12 protein-coding genes and 1 riboswitch are annotated in these 13,404 nt (G+C 73.9%); of the genes, 9 read left to right on the forward strand and 3 right to left on the reverse strand.

The genetic code is table 11. The annotated features are described in order from the left end of the window. Window positions 1-12: 12 nt before the first annotated feature. The 3 genes from FHX74_RS12785 (at window position 13) to gcvP (ending at window position 5,144) form a co-directional block, all read left to right on the forward strand. A complete protein-coding gene (locus tag FHX74_RS12785; RefSeq protein ID WP_328823804.1) occupies window positions 13-978 on the forward strand; it encodes an aminoglycoside phosphotransferase family protein in 966 nt (321 codons plus the stop codon). Between the two features lie 363 nt (window positions 979-1,341). Continuing rightward, window positions 1,342-1,863 carry a MerR family transcriptional regulator gene (locus tag FHX74_RS12790; RefSeq protein WP_235970712.1) on the forward strand — a complete coding sequence of 174 codons (522 nt, stop codon included), beginning with the start codon at window positions 1,342-1,344 and terminating at the stop codon, window positions 1,861-1,863. A 71-nt stretch (window positions 1,864-1,934) separates the two neighbouring features. Further along, window positions 1,935-2,024: riboswitch (glycine riboswitch) on the forward strand. An 84-nt stretch (window positions 2,025-2,108) separates the two neighbouring features. Then, window positions 2,109-5,144, forward strand: a complete 3,036-nt coding sequence (gcvP, locus tag FHX74_RS12795; protein WP_182560578.1) for an aminomethyl-transferring glycine dehydrogenase — start codon at window positions 2,109-2,111, stop codon at window positions 5,142-5,144. A 119-nt stretch (window positions 5,145-5,263) separates the two neighbouring features. On the opposite strand, the gene FHX74_RS12800 is transcribed toward gcvP, so the two are convergent. Beyond that, window positions 5,264-5,545 carry a 4a-hydroxytetrahydrobiopterin dehydratase gene (locus FHX74_RS12800; protein ID WP_182560579.1) on the reverse strand — a complete coding sequence of 94 codons (282 nt, stop codon included), beginning with the start codon at window positions 5,543-5,545 and terminating at the stop codon, window positions 5,264-5,266. Between the two features lie 168 nt (window positions 5,546-5,713). On the opposite strand from FHX74_RS12800, the gene FHX74_RS12805 reads away from it, so the two are divergent. From FHX74_RS12805 to FHX74_RS12825, 5 genes are all read left to right on the forward strand, one after another. Further along, a complete protein-coding gene (locus tag FHX74_RS12805) occupies window positions 5,714-6,688 on the forward strand; it encodes an NAD(P)H-binding protein (RefSeq protein ID WP_182560580.1) in 975 nt (324 codons plus the stop codon). Between the two features lie 92 nt (window positions 6,689-6,780). After that, window positions 6,781-7,446 (forward strand): CPBP family intramembrane glutamic endopeptidase, encoded by a 666-nt coding sequence (locus FHX74_RS21130; RefSeq protein ID WP_220483907.1) that lies wholly within the window; start codon window positions 6,781-6,783, stop codon window positions 7,444-7,446. A 91-nt stretch (window positions 7,447-7,537) separates the two neighbouring features. Next, window positions 7,538-8,614, forward strand: coding sequence for an ArsB/NhaD family transporter (locus FHX74_RS12815; protein WP_182560581.1), 1,077 nt, complete (start codon window positions 7,538-7,540; stop codon window positions 8,612-8,614). Between the two features lie 82 nt (window positions 8,615-8,696). Then, the gene (locus tag FHX74_RS12820) at window positions 8,697-9,125 is read left to right on the forward strand and encodes a VOC family protein (protein WP_182560582.1); all 429 of its coding nucleotides are present in this window, start codon (window positions 8,697-8,699) and stop codon (window positions 9,123-9,125) included. 85 nt (window positions 9,126-9,210) lie between these two features. After that, window positions 9,211-10,401 carry a YhjD/YihY/BrkB family envelope integrity protein gene (locus FHX74_RS12825; RefSeq protein ID WP_182560583.1) on the forward strand — a complete coding sequence of 397 codons (1,191 nt, stop codon included), beginning with the start codon at window positions 9,211-9,213 and terminating at the stop codon, window positions 10,399-10,401. A gap of 237 nt (window positions 10,402-10,638) precedes the next feature. Here the strand turns inward: FHX74_RS12825 and FHX74_RS12830 are convergent, their stop codons facing one another. Together FHX74_RS12830 and soxR are read right to left on the reverse strand one after the other, a co-directional pair. Next, window positions 10,639-11,859 (reverse strand): pyrophosphate--fructose-6-phosphate 1-phosphotransferase, encoded by a 1,221-nt coding sequence (locus FHX74_RS12830; RefSeq protein ID WP_182560584.1) that lies wholly within the window; start codon window positions 11,857-11,859, stop codon window positions 10,639-10,641. A 133-nt stretch (window positions 11,860-11,992) separates the two neighbouring features. Then, window positions 11,993-12,451 (reverse strand): redox-sensitive transcriptional activator SoxR, encoded by a 459-nt coding sequence (soxR, locus tag FHX74_RS12835; protein ID WP_182560585.1) that lies wholly within the window; start codon window positions 12,449-12,451, stop codon window positions 11,993-11,995. Window positions 12,452-12,560: 109 nt separating this feature from the next. On the opposite strand from soxR, the gene FHX74_RS12840 reads away from it, so the two are divergent. Beyond that, the gene (locus tag FHX74_RS12840; RefSeq protein ID WP_182560586.1) at window positions 12,561-13,394 is read left to right on the forward strand and encodes an SDR family NAD(P)-dependent oxidoreductase; all 834 of its coding nucleotides are present in this window, start codon (window positions 12,561-12,563) and stop codon (window positions 13,392-13,394) included. Window positions 13,395-13,404 lie beyond the last annotated feature (10 nt).

A 13,404-nucleotide genomic window follows, 5' to 3' on the forward strand; every position in this document is an offset into this window, starting at 1 on the left:
TGACCTGATCCGGTGACCACCCCCGCCCGCATGCACCACGACCAGCTGCCCGTGGACGCAGGCCTGGTGGCGCGTCTGGTCGCCGACCAGTTCCCGGCCTGGGCCGGGTGGCCGGTCACCGAGGTGCGCGGCGGCGGCACCGTCAACGCGATCTTCCGGATCGGGGACGAGCTGGCCGCCCGCCTGCCGCTCCGCCCGGACCGTCCCGACCGGGTGCGTGCCGCGCTCCGGGCCGAGCAGCAGGCCGCCCGCCGGCTGGTCGGCCGGACGACGGTCCCGGTGCCCGCGCCCGTCGCGCTCGGTGAACCCGGACCGGGCTACCCGCTGCCGTGGTCGGTGCAGCGCTGGCTGCCCGGCCACCCCGCCACGCCCGACGTCCCGGGGACGGGGCCGGGCGCCGACCGGTTCGCCCGCGAGCTGGCCCGGTTCGTCCGCGAGGTGCGTGGCGTCGACACCGGCGGCGTCACCTTCGCCGACCGCGGGCTGAGCGGGGCCCGCGGCGGGGTGCTCGCCGACCACGACGGCTGGGTGCAGGAGTGCCTGGAGCGCAGCGTCCCGCTGGCCGGGGCGGTCGACGTCGCCGGCGCGCGGGCGCTGTGGGCCGACTGCCGCGACCTGCCGCGACGCAAGCCCGACGTCACCAGCCACGGCGACCTGATCCCGGCGAACCTGCTGACCGGGACGCCCGGTTCGCCCGCGCAGGGTCGGCTGACCGGCGTCCTCGACGTCGGCGGCACCGGACCCGCCGACCCCGCGCTCGACCTGGTGGCCGGCTGGCACCTGCTCGACGCCGCCGCCCGGCGGACCTTCCGCGCCGCGCTCGGCGACGACGCGGTCGGGTGCGACGACCTTGACTGGGAGCGCGGGCGCGGCTGGGCGCTCGAGCAGGCGCTCGGGCTGGTCTGGTACTACGTCGACACCAACCCGCCGATGGCCGCCCTGGGCCGCAGCACGATCGCCCGGTTGCTCGCGGGCTAACACCGGCGCCGACCGAAGCCTCACCTGGAGGTTGAGACCAGTACGCGGCGGCGTCGCGGCGGCGGCGTGTCGTTGACCGTTCGCTGAGAGCCGCCGTAGCGTTCCGTGAGTAATCCTCCCCGTGGAATTACACCGGCCGGCATGGCGGGCACACTCGCGGAGAGCGCAGGTCAGCAGTTCCGGCAGTGGCCAAGACGGTCGCCGCCAGGTCGAACGGCGAGGTCGCCCGCAGGACGAGCGCCTCGGGGTCCGGGGGGACCCAGGACAGCGGAGGCAGACGTGGGCAACGAGCAGATCCGGTCAGCGGGGCAGAGCGCCGACGGCACCAGCGGCTACGGCCCGACGCCCGAGGGCGCCCAGGAGCTGCTCTTCGAGGGCGACTTCTCGCCGATGCCGGCCGACGTCGGCTACCGCGGGCCGATCGCCTGCAGCGCCGCCGGGATCACCTACCGCCAGCTCGACTACTGGGCCCGGACCGGTCTGGTCACGCCGGAGATCCGCGGCGCCCAGGGGTCGGGCAGCCAGCGGCTCTACAGCTTCCGGGACATCCTCATCCTGCGCGTGATCAAGCGCCTGATCGACGCCGGCATCTCGCTCCAGCAGATCCGCACCGCGATCGACCACCTGCGCCGCCGCGGGGTCGAGGACCTCAGCCAGGTCACCCTGATGAGCGACGGCGTCTCGGTGTTCGAGTGCACCTCCGACGACGAGGTCATCGACCTGCTCCGGGGCGGTCAGGGCGTGTTCGGGATCGCCATCGGCGGCGTCTGGCGCGACATCGAGGGCACCCTGTCCGAGCTGCCCGGCGAGCGCGCCGAGGAGCCGGTCGCCCCGAGCGCGGGCGACGACGAGCTCTCGCAGCGCCGCCGGGCCCGCACCGCCTGAGCCGTGACCGCACGCTGACGTGCGCCGAGCCCGTGGACGGGCAGCGGCGGCGTTAGACTGACCCGAGCTGAACCGCCGACGCGGGAGAGTCCGTCACCGTCGATGGCGCCGAAGGGGCAACCTCCCCGGAACCTCTCAGGCACCCAGACCGCGTCGCGCCGACAACTCTGGAGCCACCGGGTGACAGAGGGGGAACGCACGGCCGAGCCGTGCGGTGACGACCCTCGGACGAGAGACCGGTCAGCATGACGCTCACGCACGACGTCTCCCTGCAGCACACCGCCCACGACGCCACGTCGCCGGTCTCACCGGCCCGCGCCGCGTTCCCGCCCGCGGACACCGTCCGCCCGGGGGAGGCACCCTTCGTCGAGCGGCACATCGGCCCGCAGGCCGACGAGCGCACCACCATGCTGGCCGCACTCGGGTACGACCGGCTCGACCAGCTGGTCGACCAGGCGCTGCCGGCGTCGATCCGGATCGGTGCCCGGCCCGGTGACCGGCCGCTGACCCTGCCCGCACCGCTCTCCGAGACCGAGGCGCTGGCCTGGCTCCGCGGGCTGGCCGAGCGCAACCGGCCCCGCCGGGCGATGATCGGCCTCGGCTACCACGGCACGGTCATCCCGTCGGTGATCCGCCGCAACGTGCTCGAGAACCCGGCCTGGTACACCGCGTACACGCCCTACCAGCCCGAGATCAGCCAGGGCCGGCTCGAGGCCCTGGTCACCTTCCAGACCATGGTGGCCGAGCTGACCGGCCTGGCCACCGCCGGCGCCAGCCTGCTCGACGAGGCGACCGCGGCCGCCGAGGCGATGGCGTTGGCCCGGCGCAGCGTCAAGACCGGCTCGGTCTTCCTGGTCGACCCCGACGTGCTCCCGCAGACGCTCTCGGTGGTGCGCACCCGCGCCCGCGGTCTGGGGATCACCGTCGTGATGGCCGACCGCCCGCTGGCCGAGGCGGTCGCCGTCCACGACCCGTTCGCCGTCCTGGTCCAGACCCCGGGCGCCTCGGGCCGGCTGCCGGCCACCGACGAGCTGGGTGCTGTCGCCGACGCCGCCCACGCGGCCGGGGCGATGGTGATCGCCGCCGCCGACCTGCTCGCGCTCACCCTGGTCACCGCACCGGGGGAGTGGGGCGCCGACGTCGCCGTCGGCTCGACCCAGCGGTTCGGCGTCCCGCTGTTCTACGGCGGCCCGCACGCCGGCTACCTCGCGGTCCGCGACGGGCTCGAGCGCACCCTGCCCGGCCGGCTGGTCGGGCTGAGCCGCGACGCGCACGGCGATCAGGCCTACCGGCTGGCGCTGCAGACCCGCGAGCAGCACATCCGCCGCGAGAAGGCCACCTCGAACATCTGCACCGCCCAGGTGCTGCTCGCGGTCACCGCCGCGATGTACGCGGTCTACCACGGCCCGGACGGGCTGCGCGCGATCGCCCAGCGGATCCACGACGACGCCCGCGGGCTCGCGTCCCGGCTCGCCGGGGCCGGCCTGCACGTCCGCCACGACGCCTTCTTCGACACCCTGGCCGTCGAGGTCCCGGGCCGGGCGGCCGCGGCGGTGGCCGCGGCCCGCGAGGCCGGTGTGCACCTGCGGCAGGTGGACGACGACACCGTCGGCGTCGCGGTCGGCGAGGACGCGACCGCCGCCGACCTCGACGCGGTGGTCACCGCCCTCACCGGTGCCGACGGACCCAGCGACGGCACAAGCGACGGCCGAAGCGACGGCCCGGCCGCTCTCGGCCCCGACCCGCTCGCGGACTCGGCGCGGACCAGCGCGTACCTCACCCACCCGGTCTTCCACGCCCACCACAGCGAGACCTCGATGCTGCGCTACCTGCGTGCGCTCGCGGACCGGGACTTCGCGCTCGACCGCGGGATGATCCCGCTCGGCTCGTGCACGATGAAGCTCAACGCCACCACCGAGATGGAGCCGATCAGCTACCCCGGCTTCGCCGACCTGCACCCGTTCGCCCCGGCCGAGGACGCCGCCGGCTACACCGAGCTGATCGGGGTGCTCGAGGGCTGGCTGGCCGAGGTCACCGGCTACGCCAAGGTCTCGGTGCAGCCCAACGCCGGCAGCCAGGGCGAGCTCGCCGGGCTGCTGGCCATCCGCGGCTACCACCTGTCCCGCGGCGAGGACCAGCGGGTGATCTGTCTGATCCCGTCCTCGGCGCACGGCACCAACGCCGCCTCTGCGGTAATGGCCGGGATGAAGGTCGTGGTGGTCAAGGCCACCGCCGACGGCAGCGTCGACCCCGACGACCTGGCCGCCAAGATCGAGAAGCACCGCGACGAGCTGGCCGCGATCATGGTCACCTACCCCTCGACCCATGGGGTGTTCGAGGAGGGCATCACCGACCTGTGCGCGGCGGTGCACGAGGCCGGTGGCCAGGTCTACGTCGACGGGGCCAACCTCAACGCGCTGCTGGGGCTGAGCCGGCCCGGCCGTTTCGGCGCCGACGTCAGCCATCTCAACCTGCACAAGACCTTCTGCATCCCGCACGGCGGCGGCGGCCCGGGGGTCGGCCCGGTCGGCGTCGGCGAGCACCTGGTGCCGTTCCTGCCCGGCGACCCGCTCAACCCGCGTTCGGTCGAGGGGCTGACCGACGGCCACGTCGGTGCGGTCTCCGCCGCCCGGCACGGCTCAGCCGGCATCCTGCCGATCAGTGCCGCCTACATCGCGATGATGGGGGCCGAGGGCCTGACCGCGGCCACCGAGCACGCGCTGCTGGCCGCGAACTACGTCGCCCGACGGCTCCGCGACCACTACCCGGTGCTCTACGCCGGGCGTGGCGGGCTGGTCGCGCACGAGGCGATCCTCGACCTGCGTCCGCTGACCAAGGCCACCGGCGTCACCGTCGACGACGTGGCCAAGCGGCTGATCGACTACGGCTTCCACGCGCCGACGATGAGCTTCCCGGTCGCCGGGACGCTGATGGTCGAGCCGACCGAGAGCGAGAACCTGCGCGAGCTCGACCGTTTCTGCGACGCGATGATCGCCATCCGCGGCGAGATCGACCGGGTCGGCTCCGGCGAGTGGGACCGCGAGGACAACCCGCTGCGCAACGCCCCGCACACCGCGGCCGCGGTCAGCGCGGACGAGTGGACCCACCCGTACCCGCGGAGTGTGGCCGCCTACCCGGCCGGTCAGCACCGCGGACCGCTCGGTGCCGCCGGTGGGGGCGGGCTCGACAAGTACTGGCCGCCGGTCGGCCGGATCGACGGGGTCTACGGCGACCGCAACCTGGTCTGCTCGTGCCCGCCGCCGGAGGCCTTCGAGTCCTGACTCGGGGCGTCGGGGACACGGAGCCCGGCAGGACTCGGCCGACGGCGGACGGCGAGGCCGCGGCGGGATGACGGTGGCGCGCCTGCTGCGTCGGTCCCCACGGCGGCGCGCCGCGGAGGTCAGCTCTCGGCGCTGATCTGGATGGCCAGCTCGATGTCGGTCTGGGTGAGACCGCCGACGTCGTGGCTGGTCAGGGCCAGCCGGACCTTGTTCCACCGGATGTCGATGTCCGGGTGGTGCTGGGCCTGCTCGGCCAGGTCACCGACCCGGTTGACGAAGGCGAGCGCCTCGGCGAAGTCGTCGAACGCGAACTCGGCGACGATCTCGTCGCCGATCCGGCTCCAGTCGTCGAGCTCGGACAGCTGTCGCATGATCTCGTCGGCGTTGAGAAGTCGGGCCATGCGGCCAGTCTGTCCTGCCGGTCCCGCAACCGCCAGGGCCGGGTCGGCCGACTAGACCGGTGACGACCGGGCGGGACGGCACCAGAGCCCGGGCCCGAGCGGGCGTGAGAGGCTGCCGAGGTCGGCGACCGCCGGACGGACGTCGCGACGGACGCGAAGGGGACGCAGATGAACGGCACCGTGCTGGTGACCGGGGCGACCGGGTTCATCGGCTCCCGGTTGTGCCCGGCGCTCGAGCAGGCGGGGTGGACGGTCCGGGCGATGACCCGCCACCCCGAGGACTACGCCGGGGCCGGTGAGCCGGTGGCCGGGGACGTCTCCGACCCCGACAGCCTGGTCGGGGCCCTCCGGGGCGTCCGGGCCGCCTACTACCTGGTCCACTCGCTCAGCTCGTCCGACTTCGTCGAGAAGGACGCGGCCGCCGCACGGGCGTTCGGGCGGGCGGCGGCGGAAGCCGGGGTCGAGCAGATCGTCTACATGGGCGGGCTCGGGTCCGACGACGACGACCTCTCGGACCACCTGCGGTCGCGGCGCGAGGTCGAGGGGCTGCTGGCCGAGGGCGGGGTGCCGGTGACGGTGCTCCGGGCCGCGATCGTGGTCGGGCACGGCGGGATCTCCTGGGAGATCACCCGGCAGCTGGTCAAGCACCTGCCGGTGATGATCGCCCCGATCTGGGTGACCACCCGGAGCCAGCCGATCGCGCTGCCCGACGTGATCCGCTACCTGGTGGGCGTGCTCGGGCACCCCGACGCCGTCGGCCGGGTGTTCGAGATCGGCGGCCCGGAGGTGCTGAGCTACTCCGACATGCTGCGCCGGGCCGGCAAGGTGCAGAACGGGCGGGACGTCCCGATCCTCACCGTCCCGCTGTTCACCCCGAACCTGTCCTCGCACTGGCTCGCGCTGATCACCGACGTCGACGTGGCCACCGGCCGGAACCTGATCGACTCGATGAGCAACGAGGTGGTCGTCCACGACGACAGCATCCGCGCGGTGGTGCCCGGCCAGCCGATCGGCTACGACGAGGCGGTCCGGTTGGCGCTGGCCGAACGGGCCGCCGCCGGGGCCGACGACGGCCGGCCGGGGGACCGCGGGCGGGCCCGGAGTGCGCAGCAGACCGGCGCGCCGGGGACCCGGGCGGAGTGAGCGCACCGCCCGGGCGGACCGGCCGCCGGCCCCGGGCCGGGCGGCCGCTGGTGCCCGGCCGGACCGGGCGCTGGTCGGACCAGGAGTGGTCCGTGCGACCGGGTCCGGGCTCGGGTGCGTCGGGCAACCCGGCCAACGCCCGGCGGATCGGCGTCGCCGTCGCCACCCTGGTGGTCGGGGCGGTGCTGCTCGGCTTCGGGCTCAACAGCCCGCCCGGCGGGCTGCGGTTCTACGTGCTGACCGTCGCGCTGGCGCTGACCTGGGCGGTCGGGGCGTTCGCCTCCGGGACCCTGCACCTGGGGGTCATCCGGCGTCGGGACGTGCTGCGCCGACCGGTGCTCGCGCCGGCGCTGCTCGGACTGCTGGTCGGCGGCGTCTTCGTGCTCGGCGGGCTGGTGGTGCGGCAGGTCCCACCGCTGCGCGCCTACGTCAGCACGGTGCTCGACCACGCGACCGTCTCCGGCGCCCTGCCGGTGGTGATCGGGATCACCCTGGGCAACGGGCTGGCCGAGGAGCTGTTCTTCCGCGGTGCCCTGTTCGCCGCGCTCGGCCGACACCGGCCCGCGGTCTTCTCCACGCTGATCTACGCCCTGATCACCGTGGCCACCGGGAACCCGATGCTGGTCTTCGCCGCCCTCGTCCTCGGCTCGCTGCTCGCGCTGCAGCGGACGGTGACCCGCGGCGTGCTGGCACCGATCCTCACCCACCTCTCCTGGTCGCTGGTGATGCTGTTCGTGCTGCCCGCCGTGCTGCGCTGACGCGACGCCCGAACCGGATGCCCGACCGCGGCAGCGGGTCTCCGGCTCGTCTCACAGGGTCGCGCTCGACCTGACCTCTAGGGTGTGGCGGGTGCACCTCGAGGCCCTGTTCGAGCGCGTCGGACCGATCCTCGGGTTCCTCGTCTGCATCACCGTCGTTGCCGAGCTGGCCGACCGGATCGGGCTGTTCGACGTGCTGGCCCGCGAGGCGGCCAGGATCGCCCGTGGCTCGGTGGTCGGGCTGTGGCTGCTGGTCGTGCTGGTCGGCAGCGTCTCCTCGGCGGTGCTGTCGCTCGACACCACGGCGGTGCTGATCACCCCGGTGGTCCTGGTGCTGGCGCGCCAGCTCGGACTCAGCCAGTCGCTGTTCGCCTACACCGCGGTCTGGCTGGCCAACACCGCCTCGCTGGTGCTGCCGGTGTCCAACCTGACCAACCTGCTCGCCTGGAACCGGCTCGGGGGCGGCATCTTCCGCTTCGCCGAGGTGATGTGGCCTGCGGCGCTGGCCGCCTTGCTGATCACCGTCGGGTTCGCCGCGGTCGTGTTCCGGCGCGAGCTCCGTGGACGCTACCAGCAGCCGCCCGAGGTGCACGTCGAGGACAAGCCGCTGCTGATCACGGCCGGGGTGGTCTGCGGTGGGCTCGGCCCGGCGTTCGCGCTCGGGGTCGACGTCACGCTCGCCGCCGCGGTCGGCGCGGTGATCATGGTGGTCGCCTGCCTGGTCCGGAACCGCAGCCACCTCAGCTGGAAGCTGTTGCCCTGGCAGCTGGTGGTCGGCGTCAGCGTGCTGTTCGTGGTCGTCCAGTTCGCCCAGGAGCACGGCCTGTCCACGGTGCTCGGCTACGCGGCCGGGCACGGCGAGCGCTGGCTCGACCTGCTCCGGCTGAGCGGGATCTCCGCGGCCAGCGCCAACGTCGTCGACAACCTGCCCGCCTATCTGGCGCTCGAACCGCTGGCCGACACCCCGCAGCGGATCGCCGCGCTGTTGATCGGGGTGAACGCCGGGCCGCTGATCCTGCCCTGGGCCAGTCTGGCCACGCTGCTCTGGGCGGGCCGCTGCCGCGCGGCCGGGGTCAGCGTGAACTGGCGGACGTTCGCGCTCCGCGGCCTGGTGCTGGTGCCGCTGCTGGTCGTCGGCTGCGTCAGCGCCACCGCGCTGCTCGGCTGAACCGCCGGTCGCTGCCCGCGCGGCACGTCGGGGGCGCGCAGGGGGTGTCCGACTGTCGGTGGCCGGCTCTAAGGTCTCGCGCATGTTGGATCATCTCGGGGTGCCGGTGGCCGATCTGGACGCCACCGTCGGGTTCTGGACCACGGTCTTCGCGCCGCTCGGGCTGCGCGAGATCACCCGTTTTCCCACCGGACCGGAGAGCTGGCTGGCCGGGCTCGGCGGCGGGGACGGCGCACCGTTCCTCTGGTTCCACAGCGGCATGGGCGCGCCCGTCGACCAGGAGCTGCACATCGCCCTGGCCGCGGACGCCGGTCAGGTCGAGGCGGTGCACCGCGCGGCGGTGCAGGCCGGCGCGGAGGTGCTGCACGCGCCCAGGGAGTGGCCGGAGTACCACCCGGGCTATTACGCGGTCTTCCTCCGCGACCCGAACGGGCACAACGCGGAGGCGGTCTGCCACACCGGCGGGCCGTCAGCTCCCGACGCGGCCGGGTTGGCAGAATCGAGCGGGTGACCCCACCGAGCACGACGGCCACGGCCCACCCGCCCGCGACGGCCGACGGCAGCGCCGCGGAGCCCCGTGAGCGGGGGAGCCGGCGGTGAGCGGAGCGGTCACCGCGGCGAAGCGGTTCGTCGACCGTCCGGGCGTCGCCCACCTGCTGCGCGCCAACACCCGGTTCACCAGCCGGCTCGGCACCCAGTTCAGCGCGGCGGTCACCTACTTCTCGGTGCTGGCCATCGTCCCGATCGTGCTGTTCGCCTTCTCGGTGGTCGGCTTCGTGCTGACCGTGGTCAACCCCGGTGCCCTGGGCTTCGTGCTGTCCCAGCTCTCGGGCGCACTCCAGCCGTTCGGCGCCTCCGCCTCGCGGCGGGTGCTGGCGCTGGTGGAGAACGCGCTGCGGCACTGGGCCGCGCCCGGGATCATCGGGCTGCTGTCGGCGATGTACTCCGGAGCCGGCTGGGCCGGCAACCTGCGTGACGCGGTGCGCGCACAGTGGACCGAGAACTTCGACGTCCAGTTCCGGCAGCAGCAGAACATCGTGGTCAAGACGCTCAAGAACTTCGGCGTCCTGATCGGGCTGCTGGTCTCGCTGGTGATCACCTTCGCGCTGGCCTCGATCTCGACCGCGCTGACCGACACGGTGCTCGACCTCGTCGGGCTGAGCGACATCAGCTGGCTCAAGCCGGTGCTGGTGGTGGTCCCGATCGTCATCTCGATCGCCGCCGGTTGGCTGGTCTTCCTCTACCTCTTCCTGGTGCTGCCCGAGGAGCGGGCGCCGTGGCCGGCGCTGCGACGCGGATGCCTGATCGGGGCAGTCGGGCTCGGGGTGCTCCAGTACGGCACCACGCTGCTGATCCAGGCGCTCAGCGGCAACAAGGCGGTCCAGCTGTTCGGGCCGGTGGTCGTCGTCATGCTGTTCTTCAACCTGTTCGCCCGGCTGGTGCTGTTCTGCGCGGCCTGGATCGTCACCTGGGAGGAGCCGGCGATCGAGCCGCGCACCAGTGCGGAGCCCGGGGCCATCCCGCCGGAGAACCGGACCCGGCGGACCGCCGCGCAGTCGTACGTCCGCGGTGAGCCGACGCCGGATCCCGAGCTCGACGAGCCGCTCGACCCCGACGCCCCGCGGAACATCCGGACCCCGGGCACCCCGGTGCCCGAGAAGGTGGCCCTCCGGGCCAGCCGGCTCAGCCTCGGGGCGGGGTGGATCACCGGCACCGCCACCGGCGCGGGGCTCGGCGCCCTGCTCGCCCTCGGCCTGAGTCGGCTCACCCGCGGCCGCAAGGACTGACCTCGCCGGGCGCGCTGCGCCCTTCGACGGGCTCAGGCTCGATGACCGCGCGTTGAGCTTGTCGAAGCGCCGTCAACCACGCGCGCTGAGCCCTTCGACAGGCTCAGGGCCCGTGGTGACGCCGCGCCGGGAGACGTGCGCTGAGCCTGTCGAAGCGCCTTCAACTACGTGCGCTGAGCCTGCCGAAACGCGCTGGACCCGCCCGTCGACGGCCCCAGCGCATCGTGCTCGGCTCGCTCAGTGCGAGACCGGGACCGGCTCGGCGGCGGGCTGGCCGATGGCGGCGAGCAGCTCGGTGTACCAGTCCTGGGTGACGTCGAAGGGCTTGGCGCCGGCGATCCGAGCGAACTCGATCGCCCGGAGCTCGCCGCCGCGCTCCTCGTCCTCGCCGATCACGCCGGGCTCGCCGCGGCGGGCGCAGTCGACGGCGAGGTCGGTCATCTTCTTGATCAGCGCCAGGTCCTCCTCGTTGGCCGCAGCCGACCGGGAGAAGTAGCCGGACTTCTGCACCAGCACCTTCTGCGCGCCGAGCCGCTCGGCGAACTGCTTGCCGAACCACTGGCCGGGGTTGATCGTGTCGAGCCGGACGTGACCGAACGGGTCGCGCGCGACCTCCTCGCCGGACCGCTCCAGCTCGCTGATGATCGTGTCGACGCCCGCACCCTCGGAGACGAACAGGTTGACGTTGCCCACCTCGTCCATGACCGTCTGCAGCCGCGCCGCCTCGGTCTCGAGGTCGAAGCGGGCCTCGGGCACGTAGACGCCGTGGATGTCCCAGGCCTCCCTGCTCAGACCGATCTCCGGCAGCCACTGCCGGCTCTCGATCCACTTGCGGTACGACCGCGCGGCGGCGGCGGTCAGCCAGCCGCAGTTGCGTCCCATCACCTCGTGCACGATCAGCATCCGCGCGCCGGAATTGTGCTCGGCGAGCACGTTCTGGGCGAAGAGGGCGGCCTGGTCGGCGGCGGTCCAGGCGCCGAGCGACTGCCGGATCGGGACGATGTCGTTGTCGATGGTCTTGGGCAGCCCGACCACCGTGAGCCGGTAATCGTGCTCGGCCAGGTAGGCGGCCAGATCGGCGGCGGTGGTGTTGGTGTCGTCCCCGCCGATGGTGTGCAGGACGTCGACCCCGTCCTCGGTCAGCCGCTGCGCCGCCGCCTCCAGCGGGTCGACGCCCTCGGCGACCAGGCCGCGTTTGACCAGGTCCTTGGCGTTGGTGAGCTTGACCCGCGAGTTGCCGATCGGCGAACCGCCGAACGCGTGCAGCAGCGCCGCGTTCTCGCGCACCGCCGGCGTGACGGTGATCGAGTCGCCGCTCAGCAGGCCCTGGTAGCCGTGGCGGTAGGCGATGATCTCGACGTCGGGGGCGATCTCGGTGTACCGCTCGATCAGCCCGCCCACGGCGGAGGACAAGCACGGGGCGAATCCGCCGGCGGTCAGCAACGCGACTCGGTTCATGACCGGCAGCCTATCGGCGCCCCCGGGTGCACCCGTCCGGCCGGGGAAGCGGTGGACAGTGCTCACGCAGGCCCCCACGCGGCTCGCGCGAGGCGTCCCGTCGGCACCTCCGTGACGCCCGGCCGGACCCGGCTCAGGCGGTCCCGCGGTCGCCGGGCTCGAGGAACCGGGCGCCCGTGCCGCTGAGCGCAGCGCGGTCACCCGGGTTCTGCAACACGCAGCGCTGCAGGCTGAGGCAGCCGCACCCGATGCAGCCGTCGAGGTTGTCGCGCAGCCGCTCCAGCCGTTCGATCTGTTCGTCGATCCGCCCGCGCCAGCCCCGGGACAGCCGGGCCCAGTCCGCCTTGGTCGGGGTCCGCCCGTTCGGCAGCCGCGCCAGCGCCTCGGTGATCTCCTCCAGGCTGAGTCCGACCCGTTGCGCCGACCGGATGAACGCCAGCCGGCGCAGGGTCGAACGACGGAACCGGCGCTGGTTGCCGCCGGTGCGCTCGGAGCTGACCAGTCCGTGGCTCTCGTAGAAGCGGATCGCCGACGGCGCCACCCCGGAGCGGGCGGCGACGTCGCCGATGGTCAGCAGGTCGGTGCTGTGCATGACCGCGAGCCTAAGACAACCTGGAGTGAACTTGAGGTCGTCGCGGCGGCCGCGCCGCGCACCGGGTGCACGCCGGGCTAGGGTGCGGCGCAACCGGAAGGGGAGCGCGATGGCCACGAACGGCCGGTTCGAGGACCGCACGGCGCTGGTGACCGGCGGAGCGCACGGCATCGGCCGCGCCGCCGTCGCGCGACTGCTCGACGAGGGTGCCCGGGTGGCGGTCGCCGACCGGGACGCGGACCAGGCGGAGCAGACCGTCGTCGCTCTGGCCGCCGGCGCCGACCCGGCGGACGGTCCGGACCGGGCCCGCGGCGCACGGTTGCTGGCCCTCGGGTGCGACGTCACCGACCGCAGCCAGGTGGAGACCGCCGTCGCCCGCACCGTCGAGCGGTTCGGCGGGCTCGACCACGTGGTCTGCGTCGCCGGGGCCTCGGCGGGCACCGCGGACCTCGCGGCGACGGACGACGACGTCTGGCGGGCCATGTTCGAGCTCAACCTGCTCGGCGCGACCCGGGTGCTCCGGGCCGCCGAGCCGGCTCTGACCGCTGCGGCGGCAGCCGGCCGGGGCGCGACGGCGGTGCTGGTCGGCTCGGTCAACGGTCTGGCCGCCTGGGGTGAGGAGCCCTACGCCGTGGCCAAGGCCGGGCTGGTCAACCTCGCCGCGAACCTGGCGGTCCGATGGGGGCCGCGCGGGATCCGGATCAACGTCGTCGCGCCGGGCACCGTCCGCACCCGGGTCTGGGACGGCCGCCCCGACGACCTCAAGCGGCTGGCCCGGGCCTACCCGCTCGGTCGGGTGGGGGAGCCGGCCGAGGTGGCCGCCGCGATCGCCTTCCTGGCCTCGAACGACGCGTCCTGGATCACCGGGGTCACGCTGCCGGTCGACGGCGGCGGCTCGACCGGCCCGCGGCGGCTGCTCGACGCCGGCGCCGGAGACGGCTGAGCGCCGGCTG

It is taken from the genome of Microlunatus kandeliicorticis (assembly GCF_014137855.1).
In the GTDB taxonomy this organism is placed as follows: domain Bacteria; phylum Actinomycetota; class Actinomycetes; order Propionibacteriales; family Propionibacteriaceae; genus Microlunatus; species Microlunatus kandeliicorticis.